The sequence below is a fragment of the Pedobacter sp. ISL-64 genome (assembly GCF_018613605.1).
Taxonomy (GTDB): domain Bacteria; phylum Bacteroidota; class Bacteroidia; order Sphingobacteriales; family Sphingobacteriaceae; genus Pedobacter.
In genome coordinates this window covers 215,735-239,160 of the sequence record NZ_JAGGPU010000019.1, presented here as the reverse complement: position 1 = coordinate 239,160, position 23,426 = coordinate 215,735, and the positions used below count along the sequence as shown (strand labels likewise).

The 23,426-nt window shown below is 38.1% G+C and carries 19 protein-coding genes, 1 tRNA gene and 1 pseudogene; 5 read left to right on the top strand and 16 right to left on the bottom strand.

Annotated elements, in window-relative coordinates; translation table 11 throughout:
* Positions 1-87: 87 nt before the first annotated feature.
* The gene (locus J7E57_RS21180) at positions 88-810 is read left to right on the top strand and encodes a LytR/AlgR family response regulator transcription factor (RefSeq protein WP_215125583.1); all 723 of its coding nucleotides are present in this window, start codon (positions 88-90) and stop codon (positions 808-810) included.
* Positions 811-1,036: 226 nt separating this feature from the next.
* Complete coding sequence (locus J7E57_RS21175; protein ID WP_215125582.1) at positions 1,037-2,104, top strand: sensor histidine kinase; 1,068 nt, start codon at positions 1,037-1,039, stop codon at positions 2,102-2,104.
* A gap of 168 nt (positions 2,105-2,272) precedes the next feature.
* Here the strand turns inward: J7E57_RS21175 and J7E57_RS21170 are convergent, their stop codons facing one another.
* The 13 genes from J7E57_RS21170 to J7E57_RS21120 form a co-directional block, all read right to left on the bottom strand.
* The gene (locus J7E57_RS21170) at positions 2,273-2,605 is read right to left on the bottom strand and encodes a hypothetical protein (protein ID WP_215125581.1); all 333 of its coding nucleotides are present in this window, start codon (positions 2,603-2,605) and stop codon (positions 2,273-2,275) included.
* Positions 2,606-2,616: 11 nt separating this feature from the next.
* Positions 2,617-2,922 carry a hypothetical protein gene (locus J7E57_RS21165; RefSeq protein ID WP_215125580.1) on the bottom strand — a complete coding sequence of 102 codons (306 nt, stop codon included), beginning with the start codon at positions 2,920-2,922 and terminating at the stop codon, positions 2,617-2,619.
* A gap of 196 nt (positions 2,923-3,118) precedes the next feature.
* A complete protein-coding gene (locus J7E57_RS27370) occupies positions 3,119-3,364 on the bottom strand; it encodes a hypothetical protein (protein ID WP_317196566.1) in 246 nt (81 codons plus the stop codon).
* Between the two features lie 60 nt (positions 3,365-3,424).
* On the bottom strand, positions 3,425-5,206 hold the full coding sequence (gene mobC / locus J7E57_RS21160; protein ID WP_317196565.1) for a conjugal transfer protein MobC: 1,782 nt from the start codon (positions 5,204-5,206) through the stop codon (positions 3,425-3,427).
* A 3-nt stretch (positions 5,207-5,209) separates the two neighbouring features.
* Positions 5,210-6,457, bottom strand: coding sequence for a relaxase/mobilization nuclease domain-containing protein (locus tag J7E57_RS21155; RefSeq protein ID WP_215125579.1), 1,248 nt, complete (start codon positions 6,455-6,457; stop codon positions 5,210-5,212).
* Complete coding sequence (locus J7E57_RS21150; protein ID WP_215125578.1) at positions 6,412-6,849, bottom strand: mobilization protein; 438 nt, start codon at positions 6,847-6,849, stop codon at positions 6,412-6,414. The genes J7E57_RS21155 and J7E57_RS21150 overlap by 46 nt, the downstream gene beginning before the upstream one ends.
* 1,347 nt (positions 6,850-8,196) lie before the next feature.
* Positions 8,197-8,331 (bottom strand): hypothetical protein, encoded by a 135-nt coding sequence (locus tag J7E57_RS27300; RefSeq protein ID WP_262897873.1) that lies wholly within the window; start codon positions 8,329-8,331, stop codon positions 8,197-8,199.
* A gap of 372 nt (positions 8,332-8,703) precedes the next feature.
* Positions 8,704-9,579: a hypothetical protein gene (locus tag J7E57_RS21145; RefSeq protein WP_215125577.1), complete on the bottom strand. Its 876-nt coding sequence runs from the start codon at positions 9,577-9,579 to the stop codon at positions 8,704-8,706.
* A gap of 199 nt (positions 9,580-9,778) precedes the next feature.
* Positions 9,779-10,063 (bottom strand): DUF5077 domain-containing protein, encoded by a 285-nt coding sequence (locus J7E57_RS21140; protein ID WP_215125576.1) that lies wholly within the window; start codon positions 10,061-10,063, stop codon positions 9,779-9,781.
* Positions 10,064-10,109: 46 nt separating this feature from the next.
* A complete protein-coding gene (locus tag J7E57_RS21135; protein WP_215125575.1) occupies positions 10,110-11,765 on the bottom strand; it encodes a RagB/SusD family nutrient uptake outer membrane protein in 1,656 nt (551 codons plus the stop codon).
* Positions 11,766-11,866: 101 nt separating this feature from the next.
* Positions 11,867-15,136 carry a TonB-dependent receptor gene (locus tag J7E57_RS21130; RefSeq protein WP_215125574.1) on the bottom strand — a complete coding sequence of 1,090 codons (3,270 nt, stop codon included), beginning with the start codon at positions 15,134-15,136 and terminating at the stop codon, positions 11,867-11,869.
* A gap of 215 nt (positions 15,137-15,351) precedes the next feature.
* On the bottom strand, positions 15,352-16,587 hold the full coding sequence (locus J7E57_RS27365) for a FecR family protein (protein WP_215166263.1): 1,236 nt from the start codon (positions 16,585-16,587) through the stop codon (positions 15,352-15,354).
* Between the two features lie 711 nt (positions 16,588-17,298).
* On the bottom strand, positions 17,299-17,856 hold the full coding sequence (locus tag J7E57_RS21120; RefSeq protein WP_215125572.1) for a sigma-70 family RNA polymerase sigma factor: 558 nt from the start codon (positions 17,854-17,856) through the stop codon (positions 17,299-17,301).
* 406 nt (positions 17,857-18,262) lie between these two features.
* On the opposite strand from J7E57_RS21120, the gene J7E57_RS21115 reads away from it, so the two are divergent.
* Both J7E57_RS21115 and J7E57_RS27505 read left to right on the top strand, forming a co-directional pair.
* Positions 18,263-18,589 (top strand): hypothetical protein, encoded by a 327-nt coding sequence (locus J7E57_RS21115; RefSeq protein WP_215125571.1) that lies wholly within the window; start codon positions 18,263-18,265, stop codon positions 18,587-18,589.
* Positions 18,570-19,358 (top strand): annotated as a pseudogene (locus J7E57_RS27505) (recombinase family protein); the annotation flags it as partial. The gene J7E57_RS21115 and the pseudogene J7E57_RS27505, both read left to right, overlap by 20 nt.
* A gap of 728 nt (positions 19,359-20,086) precedes the next feature.
* On the opposite strand, the gene J7E57_RS21105 reads toward J7E57_RS27505, so the two are convergent.
* From J7E57_RS21105 to J7E57_RS21095, 3 genes are all read right to left on the bottom strand, one after another.
* Positions 20,087-20,160, bottom strand: a tRNA-Arg gene (locus tag J7E57_RS21105).
* A 99-nt stretch (positions 20,161-20,259) separates the two neighbouring features.
* A complete protein-coding gene (locus J7E57_RS21100; protein ID WP_215125570.1) occupies positions 20,260-20,724 on the bottom strand; it encodes a redoxin domain-containing protein in 465 nt (154 codons plus the stop codon).
* Positions 20,725-20,843: 119 nt separating this feature from the next.
* Entirely contained in the window at positions 20,844-21,716 is an 873-nt protein-coding gene (locus tag J7E57_RS21095; protein ID WP_215125569.1) for an SDR family oxidoreductase, read from the bottom strand.
* A gap of 161 nt (positions 21,717-21,877) precedes the next feature.
* Between J7E57_RS21095 and atpD the strand changes: the two genes are divergently transcribed.
* A complete protein-coding gene (gene atpD / locus J7E57_RS21090; RefSeq protein WP_056088622.1) occupies positions 21,878-23,383 on the top strand; it encodes a F0F1 ATP synthase subunit beta in 1,506 nt (501 codons plus the stop codon).
* Positions 23,384-23,426: the final 43 nt, after the last annotated feature.

Below are 23,426 nucleotides of genomic sequence, written 5' to 3'. Positions count from 1 at the left end.
AACGACATTAATACAATTCCCACTGGTTGTATAAAATTTATTCTTTGTATTTTTACTTAGCAACCCATTATAGATTAAGCAGATGCCATGGAACTTGAATGTATTGTGATAGATGATGAAACTTATGCCATTACGCAAATTGAAGATATGATTGCCATCACGCCGGGCATCGTACACCGGCAAAGTTTTGAGAATGCTTTCGATGCAATCCAGTATCTCCATAACCACCAAAGAGTGCATATTGTGTTCTGTGATATCCGCATGCCCTTCATCGATGGCATAGAAGCAGGCAAGCTGCTGAACGAATACTGCGATTTTCTGGTGTATGTTACCGCTCACCGGGAATACGGCAGGGAGGCTTCCGAACTCAATGCAGCAGGCTACCTGGTAAAACCGATAAGGCGGGCAGCATTCATGGAAAAGGTAAAAATGCTCATCAGCAGGATGCCGGTGCTAAGGCCACCGTTTGTGGACAACCCCTTTCTTTACATCAAAGGGAGCCTTAAGAATACCTACTTCAGTGTTTCATTTGAAGAAATTATATTGATCAGGGCAGAGGCTAACTATGTATCGATCAAAACAACCGGAGGTGCAAGGTTGAGCTATAATTCATTGAGCCAGATAGAAAAAAACATCGAGAACAGAACGGAGTTCATGAAGATCAACCGTTCGGTCATCATCTCGATGTTTTTTTTCGACCACGTTGACGGGTACGAGGTTTACCTAAAGGATAAAAGCAGCTTTACCCTTGGAAGGGAGTACCGCCCTGTTTTTTTTGAATTTCTAAAAAAAAGAATGTTCAACCGTTAGGTAAAACCGGCAAACCGCCCGAGACCGTTGAGGTGGTCGGTAAAATTGTGGTGGGATCAGAGACATTTGCCCTGGTATCACGATTGTTCAAACTTTTAAGATCACGGAAAGTGAATACAGTTTTTTTTGATAATGAAGGTCTTTTAAATTGTGCCATAACGCTTTAAATTAAATTTATGACCAATTTTATTGAGGATCGGAAACCCAGGCATTTTTATTATACGGTATGCATAAATTCATATACGAACGACAGAAATTTTTCAGCAAAGCAGTCTGGATACACCTGCTCTGCTGGAGCATCTTTATCTTTTCCGAAGTGGTGGTTACAGGCCTGTTGCGTGACCGCTTCAGCAGCTTTTCATTTTATTTCTTTTTCTATTCGCTCAACATTTCCTTCTTTTATTTTCATGCCTATGCCCTGACAGCTTTTTCAAAAAGGGTGGGTGTCAAAAGGTTTTTCTGGATCACGATTACAGTGGTCGCAGAACTGACATTGTATGTGGTTCTTACCATATCGCTCAGTATTTTCCTTAAGGAAGTACTAAAGTCAGAACCTGAGGGCGGATTAAAACTGAACCGGGTTTATTATATCTCGACGGTGTGGAGATGCATTTACTTCCTGCTTTATTCAACCGGTTATTTTTTCCTCAAAAGCTACCTCTCAAGACAGAAAAGGGATATGGAAAAAACGCTCGAAATCAGCAGGCTGCAAAACCTGGTGCTGACAGTAGAAAAGGACTTCCTGCGCTCACAGATTACCCCGCATTTATTTTTCAACACCCTCAATTTCATCAAGTTCAGCGCGGTGAAGAACCCTGCGGTCGCCGAAGATGCCGTAGACACGCTCTCCGATATCATGGATTTTGCCCTCGCCAGCAACAAACGTGAATATGTCCCCTTGAGCAGTGAGCTTGAACAGATCGGCAATATGATCGCACTCAACCAGATGCGCTATCAGGGCAAACTGTTTTTTGATTTCAAAGAGGATATAAAAGATCCTGAGATACAGATCATCCCTCTGGTCCTGCTCACCCTGACGGAAAACCTGTTCAAGCATGGGAACCTATCTGCACCCGACCATCCCGCATGGATCGAAATTACTACCGACCATAATACAATTGTTTTCCGATCCTCGAACCTTCCCGCAAAGTCTTCCCTTGGAAAAGGCCATGGAACAGGTCTAAAAAACATTATGTCGAGGCTTGAAAATGCCTATTCGGGAAGGTATAGTTTTGACTATGGCATGAACGGGACAAATTTCGATGTTGAGCTGAAAATTCCCCACCTCATATAAGATTACTCTTGCATTATAGCCAATGCGAACTGGTATCATGCCACGCAAATAATCAATAAAATGCACCTTCTGTTAGGTGTGTATCTTCTTGAGCTTTATTTGCCATTTAATTATTGAGTTATTGTTCTTTCGTTTTTTAAGAATTTCTGACCCAGGGAAATTAAATATTTATTCGATCTTTAAAAAGCGTTGATGGTTCCAGTAACCCAATTTTGACCATTCTGAAGCCGTTGGGATTCTAATTAAGTATAATTCCATTTCCTGAATCGCGTCATCAGTCCAATCCTTAACTTGAACCTTGATTTGATAATTTCCTAATCTAGTGAATTTAATATTGGCAACTTTGCACGAATTAAACCTATCATTTGCCCAATCATCTAATGCAATCAAAAGATCATCCTCGTTAGTTACAATAAATACATACTTTAATGACCTTCCATTAAAATGTCCATCCTCCCCCTCTTCGTCATTGAGAAGATATATTCCTTGATCTATTTTCATAATTTGTAGGCCTATCTTTCGTTACCATTAAGACTGGTTTTGCTTTTGATATCAATTCTTTTCGTTTTGAACATGCTCTTGAGGGTATCTCTTAAACCGGGAGACAACAGGTATTCCATCGGCCCATCGACGATTGCATTTTCAATGATCAACAGCTCAGCACCAGGAAAAAATTTAAAAACCTGTTTTTCATGTACACCGACTACCACACTGTAATCATCGGCGTTCTGTTCAATTTCCAACACCATGCCTAAATTGATCAGATAATCCCCAACCTTGAGCTCTCTAGTCCTGATCTGTTTTAAATCCTTAATCATATATACAAATTTAGCTGTAAATTATTACTTCTCAATCAATTAAAGGTTTATATTTACTTCTACTAAATTGTCTTTCTCATGAACCGATCGAAACTGTTACTTCCTGCTTTATTCGACTGGTTATTTTTTCCTTAAAAACTATATTTCAAGACAGAAAAAAATTTCACGACCATAAGGCAACTCGAGCGAATTTTTTTTACATCGAAACCGACTTAATTGGTTTGTCTTTAACATTTCGTCCTTTGCCTTTAACCGCAGGCCTATTTTCCTTTACCTTTCTCCCACCTCTCGTTTTTCCAACTTCCGCAGGTCGATCCTCTTCCGGAACACTTTCCTTGTTGAAATCTGCAATCTTTTTCAACTCACTTCTGACCAAATCTGCCACCTCCCTTTTAACCCTTTTATAATTCTCATCCACATCACTTTCCGTAACATTAGCCACTATCGGGATCGGCACACAATCCGCCTCTTCCCTAGCAATAGCCTCATGGTCATTCTGAATCTACCCATGAAACATCTTCAGCTTGATCTTTTCATTCGGACTATCTGCAACTATTCCCGCAAACTCACCAGATGAAAACGTTGCAATCTTGGATGCCGGAACCGCATAATCCATCTGTGTAGATTTAGAAATAGAAGTATCCGAACTGTTGATGCTCATGCTCTGCCTGTCCTGCATAATCTTGCCAAAAGTCTCCGAGAATTTTTTCGCACTGTCACCGGAAACCTGCCCACTAATGATATTGGCACAGATCCCCAAGATAATTTCAGCCTGCTCAGCACCATACTCCTTTTTCACCTGCTCGATGCTCTGGATCCCCAGCGTACAGGAAATCAGGTTCGATCTGCCCGTAGAAATCGTCGTGATCAGGTTAGCCACCAGTGTAGCATATTCATCAAATACCAGGCTGCATTTACTCTTTCCTTTTTTATTGATCTGTTTCAGCATCCTATTCACATACAGCGAAAGCACCGCGCCGTAGGTATCGATCTTCTGCGGGTTGTTGCCCATGCACACGATCTTAGGCTCATCAGGATTATTGATATCCAACGTAAAATCATTCCCCGTTAGCACATAATACAATTGCGGAGAAGCCAACCTTGCCAGACCGATCTTGGCCGAGGCAATCTGCCCCTCCAGCTGTGCCTGGGCATTGTTCTGCAATGCCGAGATAAATGGATTGATCAGCACCTTGATTTCCTCCTGCTGCTGCAATACGGCAAACAGGGGATCATAATCCGCCTGCATCAGCTCGATCACATGTGGCAGCGTGCAATACTTCCCGTTTTCATATTTTCGCAGGTACCATATAATTGCCGTTAAAAAATTGATCGGAGACTCCACAAAAAAATCGCCCTGTTTTTTCAACCAGTCACGGTTAAGCCCCATCATGATGGTCCGGCTCGCCTCGGTTGCATCGGTAATATCCTCCATACTGGCAGGATCTAATGGATTACATCTATGCGTACGGTTCAGGTCCTCAAAATTGATGATGTAAAATGAAGGGATGACCTTATAATTCTGCTGGTATTTCAGCAGCTTGTTATAAGCCATCTTTGTCAGGTCATCGAATTTAAAATCGTATAAAAACAGACAGAAGCCTTTTTTGATCTGCTGATCAATAATATGGCGGATCACAAAATAGGTCTTACCTGCCCCACCCGAACCTGATACTAAAATGCTGCGAAAGGGGTTCACACAATTGATCCAGCCGTTCCTTACCTCTCCCCTTAGGTTGTATTTTGTCGGCAGGTTAAAGGAATATTCATTTTCAAGCAGCCTTTCCTCCTGCGGAAAGGTTTCGTTCTCGCTGTTGAATATATCTTTTTGCATACTGTCTTTGATCAGCCTCGAAAGTTCAGTACCGCCTTTTAAAAGCAATAGGTACCCCGAACCAAGAAACGTCATATAAAAACAGACAAAAACATCCGGTGGAAAATGGAATAGGAAACAGATCCCACTTGAAAAATAAGCCATTAACCCAATAGCAAGCTGTAAAAGGATGGGCTTTAACTTCAGCTCCTCCGATTTTTTGCCCTTGGCCCCGATCAGTGAAATACCCAGAAAAAGCAGTACCACAGCCTTGGTCAACAGCGGATGCCGGAACATTTCCAGCTTTGCAAAATTGAAAAACAAACGGTCTGTAATCAAGGTGCTCAAACCCCATTCCCTAAAAGCCTGGTAACCGTAAATATAGATGTGCATACACAGGATCACCAAACTGATCATCCTGGTCATATCTAATATTTTGCGCAACCCCTGCGTATCTTCACCTGTATTCATAAGCTATAAATGTTGCTGTAGTTTTTTCCTGCGTTTTTTCTTTTTAACGGTCGGCTGCATGAAGCCCTCATCGGATCTTGAAAGTACCATATCGAGATAACCTATTTTTTCAGGCCTTTCCAGAAAGCCCTTATCGGTTATTCCTGTGAAGCGGAAATACTCATCCGTGTTTTCCTGCGATCTTTTGTCCAACTGTCTTAGCGGAATATCGCGCTCCCCAAAAGATCTTGTGAGCGAATTAGCACTATAGGCCTTTCCGAGATTACTGCCATTGAACACCGATTTTGTACCATGGTCAATAAAAGTGACACCATAAATCCTTCCCTGCTGGTTTCTTCTAAAATCAACGGTCACCCCAATCTCTTTTAAAGCCAATACAAAACCTGTTTTCGTGATGGACTGATAAGCTTTGAATACCCCGTCGATCTTATCTTCTAATTCATCCCTGAAAACTTTTCGACTCGTTCTGTTTTTATCAAAGCGCTTCTCCAGGTTATCCAAGGTTGGTTTGGCATAGATTGCGCTGGCCTTTATCGGAATGCCAACTTTATTACCATTTTCATTCAGGATGGAATAAAGCAGGCCGCGTTTCTCATACATCACCGAATCTTCTGCTCCCCTATCGGCGGTAATATTGAAAGCCTTTAATGCAGCATTGAACTCCGGAAAAGAACTGTACCTGTACTGCTTCATCACCGCGGTAACAATATTGCCGATGGTCCTTTTGGTTGGAACTTCCCCATAAACAGCCGGTTTTATCTTTGGTGAGCTGTCCAGCGACCTGCCCCCGGCAACCGTCAGGTCATATTTTTGCTCGATGGATTTCCTTGCCTCTTCGGAGTGTTTGTAACCGATGCCGTGGATATCGATCCTGCTCCCATCAACCCTGATATTGGTTGTGGCGATGTGCACATGCGGATGGTGGGCATCCTCATGCAGATACACTAGAAAGGGCTGGTGGTCAAAACCGATCTGTTCCATGTATTCCGAAACAATGCGCTGCAATTTTTCGCCATCCAATTTGTCCGATGGGTGGAAATTGAGGGTAAGGTGCAGGGCATTGGTTTTGACTGATGGGTTCAGCATCGTGCGTTTGTTAAAACGCTCTGCTTTTTGCGCGAGGTTCATTTTATCAATGTTGCCTGCAAAACCACTGGCCATAAAAAGCAAGGCTTCTCCTTTTTCTACCTTGTTTTCGTTATAGATCAGGATCCCCCTGATGTTTTTTCCGCTGACGATTTTTGCAACCACTTCCCGGCTAGTTTATCGGTGATCTCCAGTAAACGTTCAATTTTAATTTCGATCTTTTCATATAGCTCTTTTGTCCGCTCGGCATAAAACATCCTTGCTGCCTTGCTCGGACTGATGTGAAAATGGTAAGTCTGCTGGTTGATGTTAATACCAATTGACCTGATTTCTTTTCTAATCATGGCCAGTTCCTCCATCGGTCCGTTCATTGAGATGTCCCTGTGAAAAATCTGGACGGGCTCCTGCATCAAAATTTTTCTGGCCAGTTGTGAAAGGCCTTTGCAATCACTACTTTTTTGCATTTTGTTTAGCCGCTTGAGCGTCTGTTCATCTACCCTGATGCGGATGTAGTGTTTGAGTTTTTCTTCTTCTTTTTTGATCTTCGGTCTTGGCATTTTATGATCGATTTAAGGCTTACGAGTTCCGAGTAAGCCTCCAGCCGTTAGGATGGCAAGATATTTTTGTCCCACAAAAATCCATCTTGCTGCGAACCCGCGTTTGCCGAAAGACGTCTTACCCACACTTGATTGCCGGAATTGTTATATCATGTGATTCTCGATTTAGAGCTAAGAAACGGCAAACATGCCCGGAGGGCTTGCCTAATCCGGTGGCGGGGATTCACTTTGATAAGTTTGATTTTGAGGTGTGGCCTACCATGAAAAATATGGCCTTTAATGGTTTTGATCTTAGTCTTTTTCATCTTGAACATATTTGATATTCAAAGATTGTTAGTTTGAAAAATGAAAGAACCGAGCTTGGAAATTTTGTTCACAAAATAATAGGAACAGAACTACAAAACTTAATAGGAACAAATCAACCCAAGCGAAACCTTTATTCTAGTACAACTTGAAAGGTGCTCAATAGAACAACTTAAATCCTTTCTAACTTTAATGACAGTATTGAATCTAGCCGTATAGACGATTTTTTTTTTACACTTTAGGGCACTTAAAAGGTTCACTCCTTACAAAGAATATAAATCAAAAAACTAAATAACCAAATTGAAAATTATACAATAATAATTCCAAGTACCATAAAAGCAATGTTGTAAGGATTTGAGACGAAATCCCTTAAAAAGCATTTAAACATGATTTTTGTTTTTGGTATTATATCAATCCTAAAAGTCGCATGACATCAACCTACTTATAAACTACTTAAATAATTTTACCATCTAATACAGAATGAAACTAGATAGAAATCACCTTTTTTCAGTATCAACTTTACTGTCAATATTGTTATTATATTTGACGATAGCCAACATAAGCTCTCGATGTAAGGATTATCCAAAAAATGACTAATTGGGTTTTCGCCTACTCACAAAATGGCTGCCCTCCTTCCATCATAGAGGTGATCAAAGCTCGCTTGAATTAAAATTGGGCTGAAAATTCAGTAAAAACAATAAAAGTAGATTGATCATATTGAGTCGAAGATTAGTAACCTTTAAACATCCAATGCTCGGACGCTTTTGCCAAAACACCCAATATTATGTCTCCGACCTGTAGAATTTACTAAATCTATGAACCTGAAATCCATTATTCTCAAGTGCTGAGAATAATATCCTAATTGATGCTTTCCCCATATTCCGAACTGGGTCTATTCTTCCTATTTTAATAACCAAATTATAATATGCTTCCAAAAAACAATTAACGGTACAACCGTGATAGTTGAGCAATCTTTCATGATCTAAAAAAAAGATCTTAACACCATTTCTAACCCTTGCGCTGGTAATATGTTTGTTCAAAAAATCAGCTTATCAGGATCTTTTCTCCATCGTTGGCCGGTTCATTTACCGGCTCATGTTTTAAGGGTAACATCTCATTCCGATAAGTTAAAACTATACGTAGTGCTTCTAAATATTCTTCGTAGGTAGTTTCTTCCATTTTTTATTATGACTATAGTTTCCAGATCCTGACACCATAAAATCCAAGAAGCGGAATGACAGTATTTAGGATATATTACAAAGTGTTCCTTTTTGGTTAGGTTATATTTAATTTATTGAGCGCATAGATGTATCTAACTAATACCTTTTTGCTAGCATTTTATCGAATTTTTATGGTTATAAAACTAAAACAATTACTATTTCAACTGTCTAGCAAGTGCTATTTTGGATAGAGTTAATCGTACGCCCACTCTGTTGACATTATTGCATTTAACAAATTCTATTGTTTTGCAGGTATATTATATTGGAGCAAATAGTAATTTTAGTTTAACAGGCCACTATGACTCATCATAGTGACCTGTTAAAGGTTCTCTTATTTTTTCTTAAAAGTTATGGTGTAAGTTCCCTGGTTTACGTTGGCACTATCAAAGTGCTGTAACCTTACCCCAATGGTTTGACTGCATGGAAGTACAACATTATCAGCGCTACCGTCTACACTAACGGCCGAATAGTTCTCTGTACCATATTTTCCATAAGTAACGTTTGTAACAGAGGTACTGTTATTACTCGCATTAATGGCTATTACAATCGGAATTGGGTTACTATCAACCAGATATACAAACGAAAGGTGCGTTGCATCAATTATCTTCAGATTTATTGTGGCGCCTACAGCATAATCTACCCATTCATCTTTAACTATAGTAAAAGGTACGGAGGTACCAATTGCACCAAAATCGCTCATGTTAAATAAACACGATGCCGTAAAAGAAACATTTGCGTTGTAGTTCGTTAATGATGCCGTATAGGCGTTACTCCTACTACCACTAGCCGGAAATGCATCAATTAAAGTACCATCGGTTAAAATGACATCTGCACCGAAAGTGTAATTATCTCCCAAAACCGTTGATGTTCCAAAAAGCTCCTTTAATTTACTTTCGGTAACCACTACCGTTGCCGGAAAAGTGGTAATATTAGTCTGCAAAGTTTTAACATTGGTTTTAACCCCATTTTTGATCACAACTATATTTAATTTGGCACCTTTAGTATCTTCAGGCTTAAATATGCTTACCGTAATTTTACCGTTAAATGCGCTTGGATTAGCAGCTGAAATTTTTGTATCACCTGTGTTATCTATAAGCAATTGAGGGAGTGGCGTCCTATCAAAACTGGGCAATTTTTGATCTTCGTTTTTTTTGCAGGCAGAAACCGAAAGCAAAGCCATTATGATGTAAAAAAATGTTTTTTTCATTTTATATTTTAATTAATGCTTAGAATTTATTCATGAATGATAATTTATGAATCTACATATCCTAACCGAATGGTCTGAATATGTAGAATTTCATTTCAATACAGGTCAATTTATTGGACTACAAGCTTGAATTTTTGGGCTGCAGATCCATTAGAAATATAAATTTGCACCTTCGTGCCATTAGCTGAACTGCCATTATTTAAATCCAGTACAGTCTAAAATATGCGCTGAATATACTATTGGCATTTGTCCAACCCGTAATACCCGCACTTGTTATCGCTTCTGCGCCCCCTGTAACGCCTGTGGTAACATAAGCATTGCCACCAAGGGGCACATTTAGGGAGCCCCCACCTGTTGGGGTGGTGACCAATGCCCTACTGCGTAAAGGTTCTGGTTGGCTATTTAAAACTGTTTTCTTACACGGCACGAGGCTAACTACCATAAATAAAATCACAGGAGTTACTAAAAAAATTGATTTTTTCATTTTATTTGAAATTTCAATGATCTCTTAAAAAGGTTAATTTTGTCAATTACCAACCCGGTGTTTGGGTAAAACCAGGGTTTTTGCCAGTTAACTTATCCATCTCAGATTGGGGAACAGGCATAAAGTAATGTTTTGAGGCATCGAACACCCTGTTCTGAGCTTGGAAATAGGTAAAAGTAGTGTCAGTTGCGTTGGTTGGTGATAAAGTATAATTTACACCAAAAACAGGTTTATTATCAACAATTTCGGCAATTTTCCATCTTCTTACATCCCAAAAACGATGACCCTCAAACACCAATTCTATCCTTCTTTCGTGCCTAATTGCCGTTCTCATCTGGCTTTGGGTTAAACCGGGAGAAATATTAGGCATCCCCGCTCTTGTTCTAATTGCATTAATAGCGCTATATACCGTTGCATCTGGCCCAACAGCTTCATTTTGCGCTTCAGCATAGTTTAGCATAAGTTCTCCGGTTCTAAATATGGTCCAGGTCTTATTTGACCCTCCTGTGTTACCAGGCAATACCAAGCTTTCGGTCATAAATTTTTTCCACCAGTAATTTGTACCAGGTTCACTAGCATTGTCCTTATCGTTGGTATAAATATTTATGGTACGGTTTTTCCATTTTGCACCAGGATATAAAATAGAAGCATAAAATCTTGGGTCCCTATTTTTATAAGGATGTTTGGGATCCCATCCCGATCCTACTGCGTTAATAGCTACACCAGTTTTCATTTCATATTCATCAACTAGGTCTTGTATTGGTCCACAGTTGGTATAACCACTATAACCAAGAGGCTGCATCACCTGATCAATTGCTGTAGCACCGCCGCCGCCGCCGTCACCCATGTTTCTGCCCCAGATACACTCTGTTGGTGCATAGGTTAAAAAGGCATCGGCATATTTTGGGGTTAAGGTATAACCGTTCGCCAAAGCCATATCTAGCGCTTGCTTGCTTAGTGTTGCAGCAGTTTGCCACCTTGTAATATCATTGTTAGGGTTAAACAATGCACTGGCATAAAATAAAGACATTCTGGATTTTATAGCCATACATATCGTTTTTGTACCCCTGCCCCATAATGCATTACTGCTATGCTTCTCGGGCAGTAATGCCATAGCATCATCCAAATCTTTATTTATAAAAGCAATTACTACAGGTAAATCACTTCTTTCTAAAAATACTGCATCACCATCAGTAGCTGGAGCCAAAGGTTTAGCTAACAATGGGATTTTACCCCAGCCTCTAAATAGTACAAAATGATAGTAAGCTCTTAGCATCAAAGCTTCACCTTTTAACCTCGTTCTTCTATCTGGGTCATTCGGATCTTCTGGAACTTTGTCATAATTAGCCAAAAAAGTATTAATAGATCTTATAATGGCATAACCCTGAGTCCAATCTAAACTAATTGGGGAGAAATTAGAAGGATTCCATGCTGCTGTGTTAAAAAGTATGGCCCCGTTTGCCCATCTTTGTTTTGACTCATCTGTCATGGCTGAGGTAACATAGGAAACACCACTACCATAATTCCAAGAACCAATGTTTACGTAAAAATTATTAACAAAACCTTCGGCGTTGTTAATGTTATTAAACACCTCATTTTCACTAATGTAATCACTCGGCACTCGGTCTAAAAAGCTCTTTTTACACGATACGCCTGTTATAACTATAATTGTAATTATAATTGTATATATGTTCTTTTTCATCTATATATAATTTGTTTTTAATGGTGATGAAATCTTCATGATATTATTTTTCATAAACTTTTGAAGTTTAAAGACCATGATGGTTTCTAAAAATAATATCATTAAAATGTCATGGATACACCTAGGTTATATATTTTCTGCGTAGGGTAAAGTGCTGTACCGTTTGCAGTTTGCTCTGGATCAAAATCTTTATACGGCAATTTATCCCATGTAAATAGGTTAAGACCTGATAAAAATACTCTGAACGTATTGATCTTTATTTTACTTAGTACCGATTTTGGAAGGGTATAACCAAGCTCAATGTTTTTCAATTTTAGATAATCAGATGAGTAAGCAAAAAAAGTATTTAGTTGAGCATTATTCTGGCCACCTGATAAGCTATAATGTACCACAGGATAGGTAGCTGTTTCTGCCGTCGCTACTGTCCAAACATCATTTAATCTGGCCGGGCCTAAATATGGCACATAGGTTTTACCACCCATGGTACCTTGAAAAAGAACCGAAAAATCAATTCCTTTATAGCTAGCCCCTAACGATGCCCCAAAGGTGTTAAACGGAAAGTTACTCAATTGGATGGCAACCCTATCATTTTCGTTAATTAAATTATCGCCATTCATATCTTTAAAGCGTATATCACCAGGGATTACCGAGCCAGCAAAAGCCTGTTTCGGTGATGCATCAATTTCTGCCTGATTTTTAAACAGACCGAGTGCCTGGTATCCCAGCTGATACCCAACTGGCAAACCCGTTAATGTTTGGTAAGGATAAGCTAAGTTGGGTTCATCTCTTTCTAGAATTTTGCTTTTGTTGTAACTCCAGTTCACGTAACCAAATACACTTACTTTATCAATAGCAGTATTAAAGTTTAAAGAGGTCTCAAAGCCTTTATTTAAAACACGGCCCACATTAATGGCTGCTGGATTGGTAATACCCAAATAAGTTGGTATAGTTAAAGGGCTACTTAAAATATTTTTACGGTCTTCCCTAAACACATCTGCTTCAAATTTTAAGTGGTTATTAAAGAAACCGGTTTCTATACCAATATCCATCTTTTGTGCCTTTTCCCAGGTTACATTTGGATTTCCAATCCTATTGGATAGATAACCTCCTGCTGTAGTCGCAGAAGTACCAAAATCAAAACCACCTCCACGGGCATAATCGGTAATAAACAACCAACGGGCACCGCCAATCTGATCGTTACCTACATAGCCAAAAGAGCCACGCAATTTTAAAAGATTTACCGTTTTTGATTTATACCACGATTCGCCAGAAATTACCCAGCCTGCCGAAACTGCCGGAAAAAATCCATACCTACTTCCTTTAGGGAAATTTTCTGATCCGTTATAACCAACATTAAAGTCAACAAAATATCTAGAATCATAATTATAAGCTAGCCTGCCCACAAAACCTTCATAAGTTCTTGGTAAATCGTTGGCAACCGAAGTATAGTTTCTGTTAAACAAAGCCAGCCCTGTAAAATTATTCTTAGCAAATGATCTATTATAATTTAATTGAACATTATAGTTAAAATACCTATTAGCGCTTGTTGAATAGCTTTTTGACAATGAGCTTACCTGGCTAAAAGGCGTATAGGTTTCCACACCAGTTACTGGATCTTTTTTATATCTAAAGGCATCGAAAGACTGTGTTTGAAGATAATTTATTGCAGAATAGTTTTCGAAAGAGTATAGTGCCTTTGCACTTAAACCTTTGGTAATAAATGCTAATTTATGGTTTACCTCAACTGTTCCGTTGGTGCTGTTCCAGTAATTATCAAAATACCCGGCATCTTTTGTTTGCCCTAATGGATTGTTAATATTCGAGGTTGTCATTCTACCGGCCGCATATGTACCGTTAGGATTAAAAATTGGTGTAGTATAGTTTTCCAAAAGGTTTACATAGGTAAAAACAGTTTGGTAAGAACTACCTGGCCCTGTTCTCTGTTCCAACCGGGAAGCCAAATCTACCCTAACGTCCATCATGTCGGTTGCCTTAATATCGATATTGGATCTGAAGTTATATCGATCATATTTCTGGCGAATACCATACCTATTATCATCTGCTGCTTTAAAAAGGTTGCCCTGATTTAAATAACCCAATGAAACAAAATATTTTACATATTCGTTACCACCATTAATATTGGTGTTATATTGTTGCTGTGGTGTGTATTTTTTAAAAATCACATCATACCAATTAATATCCGGGTAAGTATATGGGTCTTGCTGACTGGCAAATAGCTCTAATTCTTTATCCGTCCAAATTGGGGCAAGTCCATCTTTATACGCACCTAAATTTTCTATATATGCTTTTTGTGGGCTACTAAATTTCTGCTGAAGGCGTTGGGGTGTTTGTACGCCATAATTAGCATTAAAACTAATATTGGTTTTACCAATAAAACCACGTTTGGTAGTAACCAAAATTACGCCGTTTGCACCCTGTATACCATATAGTGAGGTTGCTGCTGCATCTTTTAATATACTAATAGATGCTACTTCGTTCACATCAATATCACCAAAATTTGCATCCCCTCTGGGCAAACCATCAATTACAATTAGAGGCGAGGTAGCCGAGCCATAAGTACCTATACCCCTTATGTAAATTGTAGAGGCGTCTGACCCTGGTACTCCTGATGATTGGATAGAGGTTAATCCCGGGAGTCGTCCGGCGAGGGCATTACTTAAGTTTGCAACTGGACTTTGCTTTAATTCTCTGGTTTGAATAGTAGAAATTGCTGCAGTTACACTAATTTTCTTTTGTGTTTGCCCATATGCCGAAACGACCACCTCATTCAAACTTCCTGCCTCCGCCAACAACTGGATGAGCATTTCATCTTTAAAACGAGCTTTAACTTCCTGAGTTTGATAGCTAACAAATGATATAGAAAGAATAGCACCTTCTTCGACATTTTTAAGGTTAAATAGGCCTCCATCACCTGTTACCACAGCTTGGGTTGTACCTTTTACCTTGATTGTTGCGCCCGGCAAACCCAATCCCTGCTCATCGATAACTTTACCTTTTATATCTCCGGTAGTTTTATTGTTAATAGATTTATTTTTTTTGTCGTCATTTGGAACTGCTCGTTCTCTAACTACAATAGTTGAGGCCTCTATAGTATAAGTTAAAGGCTGCCCGGAGAAACATTTATCCAAAACACTGTTTAGTGTTGCATCTTTTACATTGATAGAAATGGCATTTGTTCTTTTTACCCCTTTTGAGTTATAAAGGATATCGAAACCACTTTGACTACTTATTTTTTCTAAAGCCTTTTCCAAAGAAATATTCTTCTCTGCAAGGGTAATCTTATTCTGAGCAAAGCTACTGGCGCTTACCTGAAAAACAAGGCTAAAAAGTAGAAATACAGTAAATTTCATGGTTAGTAGGATTTTATTTTTGATACAGGCGTTCCTGTACGACTTAAAATCGTAAAATTTCATACATTTGATTAGGTTAGTTTGTTAACTGCATTCTAGAATAGAAAACAGTGTACTTAGTTGGTTCTTGAAACAATAATTGAGGTACGAACTGATCATATAACCGGGAGTGTTTCAGCACTTCCGGCTTTTAACAGTTTGCATATATCTATAATCTATGGCATAACTGTTACTCTCCTTTCTTTGACTTTAAATTTAACATCATTGGTAAGCGTTAATATGTTTAATACCTCTTTTAAGCTCTTGGACCGAGAAATTTGACCACTAAAGCTTAGGTTGTCAGTAGATTTAGTATTATATTCCACATCAATGTTGTACCATCTGGATAACTTTCTTAAGATACTGGCAAAATCTTCGTCCCTAAAAATAAATCGCCCATCTTTCCAATCAGTTTCGGCCATGATATCAACCTGATGCACATTAAAATCTTGTCCTGATAAAACGGCCTGCTCTCCAGATTTAAGATAGCCCTGCTTGGCATTAATTTTTGAAAACACTTTTACCTTTCCTTCCAGCAGGGTGGTTTTTACCGCTGGCTCATCAGTATAAGCGTTTATATTAAAATGAGTTCCTAAAACCGTAACTTCTTGCCTGTTCGTAACTACGATAAAAGGTTTTGATTTCTCATGTGCCACTTCAAAATAACCTTCGCCAGTTAACTCAACCTTTCTTTGTTTGCCATTGAACTCAACAGGATACCGCAATGAAGAAGCTGCGTTTAGCCAAACCACAGTTCCATCGTTTAGAACAACTTTATATTGCCCTCCCCTTGGAGTTTCAATTTTATTATAAACTTCTTCTTTTGTCTCATCTAACTGATGAGCGGAGGTCACGTGAACATATTCTAACAATCCATTGGCAACTTTCTTTATGCCGACACCATTATTGATAGCAATCATTTTATTCTCAGAACTGTCCAGCACTACTTTACTCCCATTTGCCAATGTTAATACCGCTTTGTCTACCCCAGCTTTAATTAGACTTGCATAGTCTGTAACGACAACTGCATTCTTCTTTTGAATTCTGTAAATCCAAAAACTCAAACCAGTAGTAACCAGTAGTATTGCAGCAATACCAATCCATTTCCAGTTAATTTGCCTTTTAAGTCTGATATTACTACCTGATTTATATTTTGATTCTTCTTGGATCTTCCGCTTAATCTGATTATATGTTTTTGCTTTTAAAAGCTCTTCATCATTTAATTTCAACTCATTTTTTTCCTGAGCTTCCATTCGATTATAATACTCCTCAACCAGAAGCTTTTCAGATTCAGTAGCTAAGTTGTTGATGTATTTATCAATTAAGGTTAGAAATCGTTCTTTTTTCATGCTATATAAACTATACGTACCAAAAATCAACCGATACCCTACGGCAAATCCTAAATTATTCACAATTAACTGAATACAGTTGATTAAAATTATTCAATAACAACTTTGTATTGCCATACTCTTGGAGTTTCAATTTTATTTTAAAAATTCTGCTTTGCCCTTATGTAACCGAGTAGAAGAAGCTGCATGAATATATAACAACAATCCATTGGCAACTTTCTTTATGCTAACGCCATTATTCGTTTCAATCATTTTGTTCTCAGAACCGTCTTATACTAATCACATCCACTTGCCAATGTTAAAACGGTTTTGTTGACCCCAGCTTTAATCAGACTTGCATAAGTTATATCCCTACGGCTTTCTCCTCTTGAATTTTGTAAATCCAAAAACTTAAACCAGTAGTATTATAACAATATTAACCTATTTCCAATTACTTTGCGTTTTAAGCCTGAATTACTACCTGATTTATGTTTTTGGTTCTTTATGGATCTTCTGCTTAATCCTATTATATGCTTATGCTTTTAAAGCGCTTCATCATTTAATTTCAACTCATTTTTTTCCTGAGTCTCCATTCGATTATACTCTTCAACCAGAAGTTTTTCAGATTCAGTAGCTAAGTTGTTGAAGTATTTATCAAATACGGTTAAAATTGTCCTTTTTTCATACTATATAAACTATTTTCATACTATATAAACTATACGTACCAAAAATCAATAGATACCCTACAAAAACTCCATGACTAATTACAATTAACTGATATACAGAAAATTAAAATCAAGCTAGATAGTGAGAAATTAAAATGAGCAGGCACAAATCCACACTTAGCCCTGACCGGATGATTTTTAAAGATTTAGACATCTTTTTCTCAACAGTTTTTTCAGAAATATTTAATTTAATAGCAATTTGTCTATAAACTAACCCATCTTGTCTGCTCATTAAAAAAATTTCTCTGCAATCAGATGGGAGTTGGTTAATTATTCCTTCTATTAATTGTTGCTGTTCCTTAAATAAGGTTGGATTTTCTGTAATTATTTCTGTTGTAATATTAGCCAATCGTATGTAAAAATGACGATCTGTTTTTTGGGCGCGAATGGCCTTTAACACGGTAAATCTTACTGATTGATGCAGGTAGGCCTTCAAAGTCACGACTTCCAATTCAGCTCTGCGCTGCCATAAACTGACAAATACCTCCTGCAGTGCGTCAGCAGCAGCTTCTCTATCCTTTAAAATTGTAAATGCAGTGTGATAAAGCTGTTTCCAGAAGTGATTGTAAATTTCAGTAAATGCAGATTCATCCCCATTTTTCAATCTGAAAAAGAGATCATTCTGCATCGAAATTTGATAATTGGACATTGCTTATTGTTAACTAAAGGTAGTAGAAAAATTACAAAACAACTTATTTAATATTTTAACAAAGGAAATAATATCTAATTAAGGAGGCGAGGTAATCTAAACTCCTAAATCTTTGGGAATTTCAGAAAAAACGGCCGCCTGTTCCGCATTTACACAGTCCTTTCTCACTTTCGGTGAAATCGAAAGATGCATTTAGTCTCAAGCAGGAAAAATTCTTAATTTTGATGAGATTTTTCTGTAGTAAAACAAGAATTAAATGCCTAGCAAAAACACAGCACCTTAATTACTCACAAACCTTTCGTTACATCTCAGTATCTATTTAATTTTCCAACCTCCGAAAAACTGCATCAAAATTCTCCGATCATTATCCAAAAACATAATCCTTATGGAAATCAACATCGAAAAACCAAAAAGGAAAGTTTTGAGAAAAGGGATGAGAAGCAAGGCCCGAGCAGCAGTACCGCCCAATATCAAACAAAAAACCTTCAAACAGAAAGTAATCCATACTGACAAAACAAATTCAAACAAACCCTTGCCATCAACACACTTGGACTTCTCAAAACTTGATATAAGGAACCAGAAAAGTATCGAAAAAACTGATGACACTATTACCAGTTTATCCAACGAAAAAGAAGAAAAATTGCTAAATTTAATAGTTAAAGTCCTGGTCAGAGCAACATTAGACGAAATATATGGAAAAGAAAGCAATTAGATATTTAAGGTTCAGCGACAAAAAACAGAGTGAAAATTCGATTGAACGCCAGCGGGTAGTCACCGATCATTATATCGAATTCAATAAAATCAACCTGGTCGATACCTTTATTGACAGAGGCAAAAGCGCCAAAACATTTGACAGACCCGATTTTATTAAACTACAGGAATTTATAGGCCTATATCATAAAAACGTTGATTACCTATTGGTAGATCAGATGGACAGGTTCAGCCGCGATGCAGGAGAGGCCATGGGCATGGTCAAATCGCTACAATCTAAATATGGCATTCAAATCATAAGCGTTTCCGAAGGCATTGAATTTGACTATGATAAACCTGGGAGTTTTTTTAGGGCAGGACTACAGCTACTATTGGCAGAAGAGGACAATATCAACCGCAGCATTAAAATAAGGTCTGGCATATATTCCAAAAAAACAAAAGAAGGAAAATTCGTTTTCCGCATTACACCCTATGGATACAAAAAACTAGGCGAGCCACGGGACCGCAGACTAGTCATCGATGAACCTGAAGCAAAAATCGTCAGATTCATTTACGAAGCTTACTTAAAGAATGTACCACTTTACCTGATCAAACAAAAGGCCAAAGAACTCGGATTTGACAGAAAGGGTAACATGGCAATTGAAAGGATTTTAAACAATGCAGTTTATGCAGGCCTGTTAAAAGCCAAAGCTTATAAAGAACACCCCGGAGGACTCTTCCCTGCTATTCATGAGCCGATCATTGACATGATTTCGTGGAAAATGGTGCAGAGTAAATTCAACAGGGTTTCTAAAGCACGCACCATCGTAGATGATTCACTCCCACTGAGAGGTATTTTAAAATGTCACTGTGGTAATTTTTTAACCGGTGCACCATCACGCGGCAAATCCGGACAATATTTCTATTACTATAAATGTAGGTTTTCAAAACATAATAATATCAGTGCAAGAAAAGCCCATAGTCAGTTCGATATTGCACTAGAGCTGATGAGCCTCCCTTCCAGATCAATAAAAAAAATCAGAGACAGTGCAAACCAGGAAATTGAAAAAGAGCTTGCAAACAACAGGAAAAGACTGGCGGAAAAACAATTGGAACTTACAAAAGAACAGGAACTGCTGTATGCTGTGGAAGAAAAATGGATAAAAAGTGAAATTGATCAGGCGACCTACCAAAGATGGCACATTAAATACAAAAGCAATATAGACAATCTGGAAATTGCAATAGGAAGGCTAAATACCAATCACAGCGAGGCTTACGAAATACTCAACAAACAATTGGACGGATTAACAGATATAAAATCCGTCTTTCACAAATTTGACACACTCGAAAAGCGGGAATTTATAGATCTGGTGTTCGACTCAAACCTCTACTATGAAAGTGGCATCTATCGAACACCCACAATGCTAAACATCCTATCGATTAATTATCTCAAAATGAGAGAATTAGGAGTTATGATAGTAGATAAAAAAAGGGATGATTTAAAAATCATCCCTTCAAGTGCACTTGTAGGGATTCGAACCCCAAACCTTCTCATCCGTAGTGAGATGCTCTATCCAATTGAGCTACAAATGCGTTTCCGTATCGTTAACGGACTGCAAAGGTATAATTTGATATTTTAATTTCCAATTAAATTTAAAAAAAACCTTAAAATAATTCTTTGCAGAATATGCTTTATGCGCTTAATGCATCATTAATTGCTTTAAAATCAGGCAAATCATGTGCATCCTCTAAAACTTCAGCATAAGCAATTTTTCCTTCCTCGTCGATTACAAAAGCCGCTCTTTTGGAAACACCTTTCAATCCGAACACAAATTCATCATAAAAAGCACCATAAGCTGCCGACACGTCTTTGTTAAAATCTGATAATAATGGGAACTGGTAACTTTGTACTTCTTTGAACTTAGCTAAAGAGAATGGGGAATCGACAGAAATACCGATTACCTGTGCATTTATTCCTTCGTAATAGCTAAAATTATCACGCATGGTACATAATTGTTCTGTACAGGTTCCGGTAAAAGCCATCGGAAAAAAGTGAATAATTACTTTTTTGCCTTTGAAACCGGAAAGCGAAATTTCTGCCAAATCAGAACTATATAATTTAAAATCAGGGGCGGTATCGCCAACTTGTAATGCCATTATGTATTTTTTAGTTAAAATAATATATTTTTAAATTTTTTTATTGTTCAATTGCTTTGAGGCTCACGACTTAAGGTTACGGACTCAAGACTATTTTTTCATCTGTTGATCTAAAATTATCAACCCTCTTCAAAACTATGCGGACGGTAATCTAGATCTTTAATGGTCTTATCTAAAACAAAACCAGTTCTAATCGGTCGTTTAGCCGATTGATTTAAACTTGTCGAACTTACTTCATTAATAAATGATTGACCAAGGTTCCAAAACTCGGCAACTTTTCGCACTAAATCTGCAATACTCATGTAATCTTTACCCGATACATGGTAAATTCCTTTTGCATTTTTTTCTACAGCTAACAAGCAGGCTTCAGCTAAATCCTCGGCCAAAGTGGGCATGCGCCACTGATCGTTTACTACGTTAATAGGTGATGCTTTTTCCAAGGCCCCTTTAGCCCAAAGTACAATATTGCTCCGGCTCATATCACTGCTTATTCCATATACCAATATTGTTCTTAAGATTGCCCAGTTTGCTTTTGAGTTCTTCAACAGCTCTTCAGCCAGCACTTTCGATTCGCCATAATAACTTACAGGATTAACTGCATCCTCTTCTTTATATGGTCCGTCGGCACCATCAAAAACAAAATCGGTACTTAAATGAATAAGTTGAATGTTCTTTTCTTCACATATTGATATCAGCGTTTGAACTGCATCTACATTTAGATGACGACAAACTGTTTTATTGGCTTCACAAATATCAACATTGGTCATTGCGGCGGTGTGCACAATGGCATCAGGGCTGTATCTTTCAATAACTTCCCTAACCTGAACAGCATTTAAAATATCCATTTCTGCATATCTATACCCATCCTTTACCTGATAACGATTTGTTCCTTTGGAAGTGACAACAAGCTTTACCCTGCCTTCGGCGAGAATTTTTTCAGTTAATTTCTGCCCTAAAAGACCGTTGCTACCTGTTGTTAAAATGGTTTTCATACGCCTTATTTATGGCTCTAAATTATCTATAAAAACCATGTTGAAAAAATTTATAATATATATTTAAAATTAAGTAAGAAAAACTTAACTTTGCCAACCGAATTGGAGCCCCTATAAACAGCTTTAATTCATTGACTGTAATAAATTTACTCACAACAGATATGCCTAACTTAGGAAAAATAGCACAAATTATCGGCCCTGTGGTTGACGTTAGCTTTGCTAATGATGCCCATCTACCTAAAATTTTTGATGCGTTAGAGATAACGAAAGAAAATGGACAAAAAATTGTTTTAGAAGTTCAACAACACTTAGGTGAAGATCGTGTACGCGCAATCTCGATGGACTCTACAGATGGTTTAGTTCGTGGAATGGACGTAGTTGACACTGGTGCTGCGATTAAAATGCCAGTTGGCGACCAAATTAAAGGTCGTTTATTTAATGTAGTTGGTGAAGCGATTGACGGTATCAACACAGTTGATAAAACTGATGGTCGTCCTATCCATGCTACTCCTCCTAAGTTTGAAGATTTATCAACTGAAACTGAGGTACTTTTTACAGGTATTAAAGTTATCGATTTATTAGAGCCATACGCGAAAGGTGGTAAAATCGGTTTATTCGGTGGTGCTGGTGTAGGCAAAACTGTATTAATTATGGAGTTGGTAAACAACATCGCTAAAGCTTATGCTGGTTTGTCGGTATTCGCTGGTGTTGGTGAGCGTACTCGTGAGGGTAACGATTTACTTCGTGAGTTTATTGAGTCAGGTGTTATCAACTATGGTGACGAATTCTTACACTCAATGGAAAAAGGTGGTTGGGATTTGAAAGCTGTTGATACTGAAAAATTAAAAGAATCTAAAGCAACATTGGTTTTCGGTCAAATGAACGAGCCTCCTGGTGCACGTGCACGTGTAGCATTATCAGGATTAACTGTTGCTGAATATTTCCGTGATGGTGATGGCGAAGGCGCTGGAAAAGACATCCTTTTCTTCGTTGATAACATCTTCCGTTTTACGCAGGCAGGTTCTGAGGTGTCGGCTTTATTAGGTCGTATGCCATCAGCTGTAGGTTACCAACCAACATTGGCAACTGAGATGGGTTTAATGCAAGAGCGTATTACTTCAACAAAACGTGGATCAATTACATCAGTACAAGCGGTATATGTACCAGCGGATGATTTAACTGACCCTGCTCCGGCAACAACTTTTGCCCACTTAGATGCTACTACTGTACTTTCGCGTAAAATTGCTGAGCTAGGTATTTATCCTGCGGTAGATCCATTGGATTCTACTTCACGTATCCTTTCTCCTGCTGTTTTAGGTGATGAGCATTATAACACAGCACAACGTGTTAAAGAAACTTTACAACGTTACAAAGAATTACAAGATATCATCGCGATCTTAGGTATGGACGAATTATCTGAAGAAGATAAATTAGTTGTATCAAGAGCACGTCGTGTTCAGCGTTTCTTATCTCAACCTTTCCACGTAGCTGAGCAATTTACGGGCTTAAAAGGTGTATTGGTTGACATTAAAGATACCATCAAAGGATTTAACATGATCATGGATGGTGAAGTTGATGAGTATCCAGAAGCTGCATTTAACTTGGTTGGTAGCATTGAAGATGCGATCGAAAAAGGTAAAAAATTATTAGCAGAAGCGAACAACTAGTATCAAGATATACTGTATCAAGTATCAAGACTAGAAATTCTAT

What these genes read in the sequence shown, in the direction of transcription:
- J7E57_RS21150 (WP_215125578.1), bottom strand. Translation starts at nt 6,849, where the DNA reads ATGCCAAGACCGAAGATCAAAAAAGAAGAAGAAAAACTCAAACACTAC.
- J7E57_RS21180 (WP_215125583.1), top strand. Translation starts at nt 88, where the DNA reads ATGGAACTTGAATGTATTGTGATAGATGATGAAACTTATGCCATTACG.
- J7E57_RS21135 (WP_215125575.1), bottom strand. Translation starts at nt 11,765, where the DNA reads ATGAAAAAGAACATATATACAATTATAATTACAATTATAGTTATAACA.
- atpD (WP_056088622.1), top strand. Translation starts at nt 21,878, where the DNA reads ATGCCTAACTTAGGAAAAATAGCACAAATTATCGGCCCTGTGGTTGAC.
- J7E57_RS21175 (WP_215125582.1), top strand. Translation starts at nt 1,037, where the DNA reads ATGCATAAATTCATATACGAACGACAGAAATTTTTCAGCAAAGCAGTC.
- mobC (WP_317196565.1), bottom strand. Translation starts at nt 5,206, where the DNA reads ATGAATACAGGTGAAGATACGCAGGGGTTGCGCAAAATATTAGATATG.
- J7E57_RS21165 (WP_215125580.1), bottom strand. Translation starts at nt 2,922, where the DNA reads ATGATTAAGGATTTAAAACAGATCAGGACTAGAGAGCTCAAGGTTGGG.
- J7E57_RS21095 (WP_215125569.1), bottom strand. Translation starts at nt 21,716, where the DNA reads ATGAAAACCATTTTAACAACAGGTAGCAACGGTCTTTTAGGGCAGAAA.
- J7E57_RS27300 (WP_262897873.1), bottom strand. Translation starts at nt 8,331, where the DNA reads ATGGAAGAAACTACCTACGAAGAATATTTAGAAGCACTACGTATAGTT.
- J7E57_RS21115 (WP_215125571.1), top strand. Translation starts at nt 18,263, where the DNA reads ATGGAAATCAACATCGAAAAACCAAAAAGGAAAGTTTTGAGAAAAGGG.
- J7E57_RS21170 (WP_215125581.1), bottom strand. Translation starts at nt 2,605, where the DNA reads ATGAAAATAGATCAAGGAATATATCTTCTCAATGACGAAGAGGGGGAG.
- J7E57_RS21130 (WP_215125574.1), bottom strand. Translation starts at nt 15,136, where the DNA reads ATGAAATTTACTGTATTTCTACTTTTTAGCCTTGTTTTTCAGGTAAGC.
- J7E57_RS21100 (WP_215125570.1), bottom strand. Translation starts at nt 20,724, where the DNA reads ATGGCATTACAAGTTGGCGATACCGCCCCTGATTTTAAATTATATAGT.
- J7E57_RS21120 (WP_215125572.1), bottom strand. Translation starts at nt 17,856, where the DNA reads ATGCAGAATGATCTCTTTTTCAGATTGAAAAATGGGGATGAATCTGCA.
- J7E57_RS21140 (WP_215125576.1), bottom strand. Translation starts at nt 10,063, where the DNA reads ATGAAAAAATCAATTTTTTTAGTAACTCCTGTGATTTTATTTATGGTA.
- J7E57_RS21145 (WP_215125577.1), bottom strand. Translation starts at nt 9,579, where the DNA reads ATGAAAAAAACATTTTTTTACATCATAATGGCTTTGCTTTCGGTTTCT.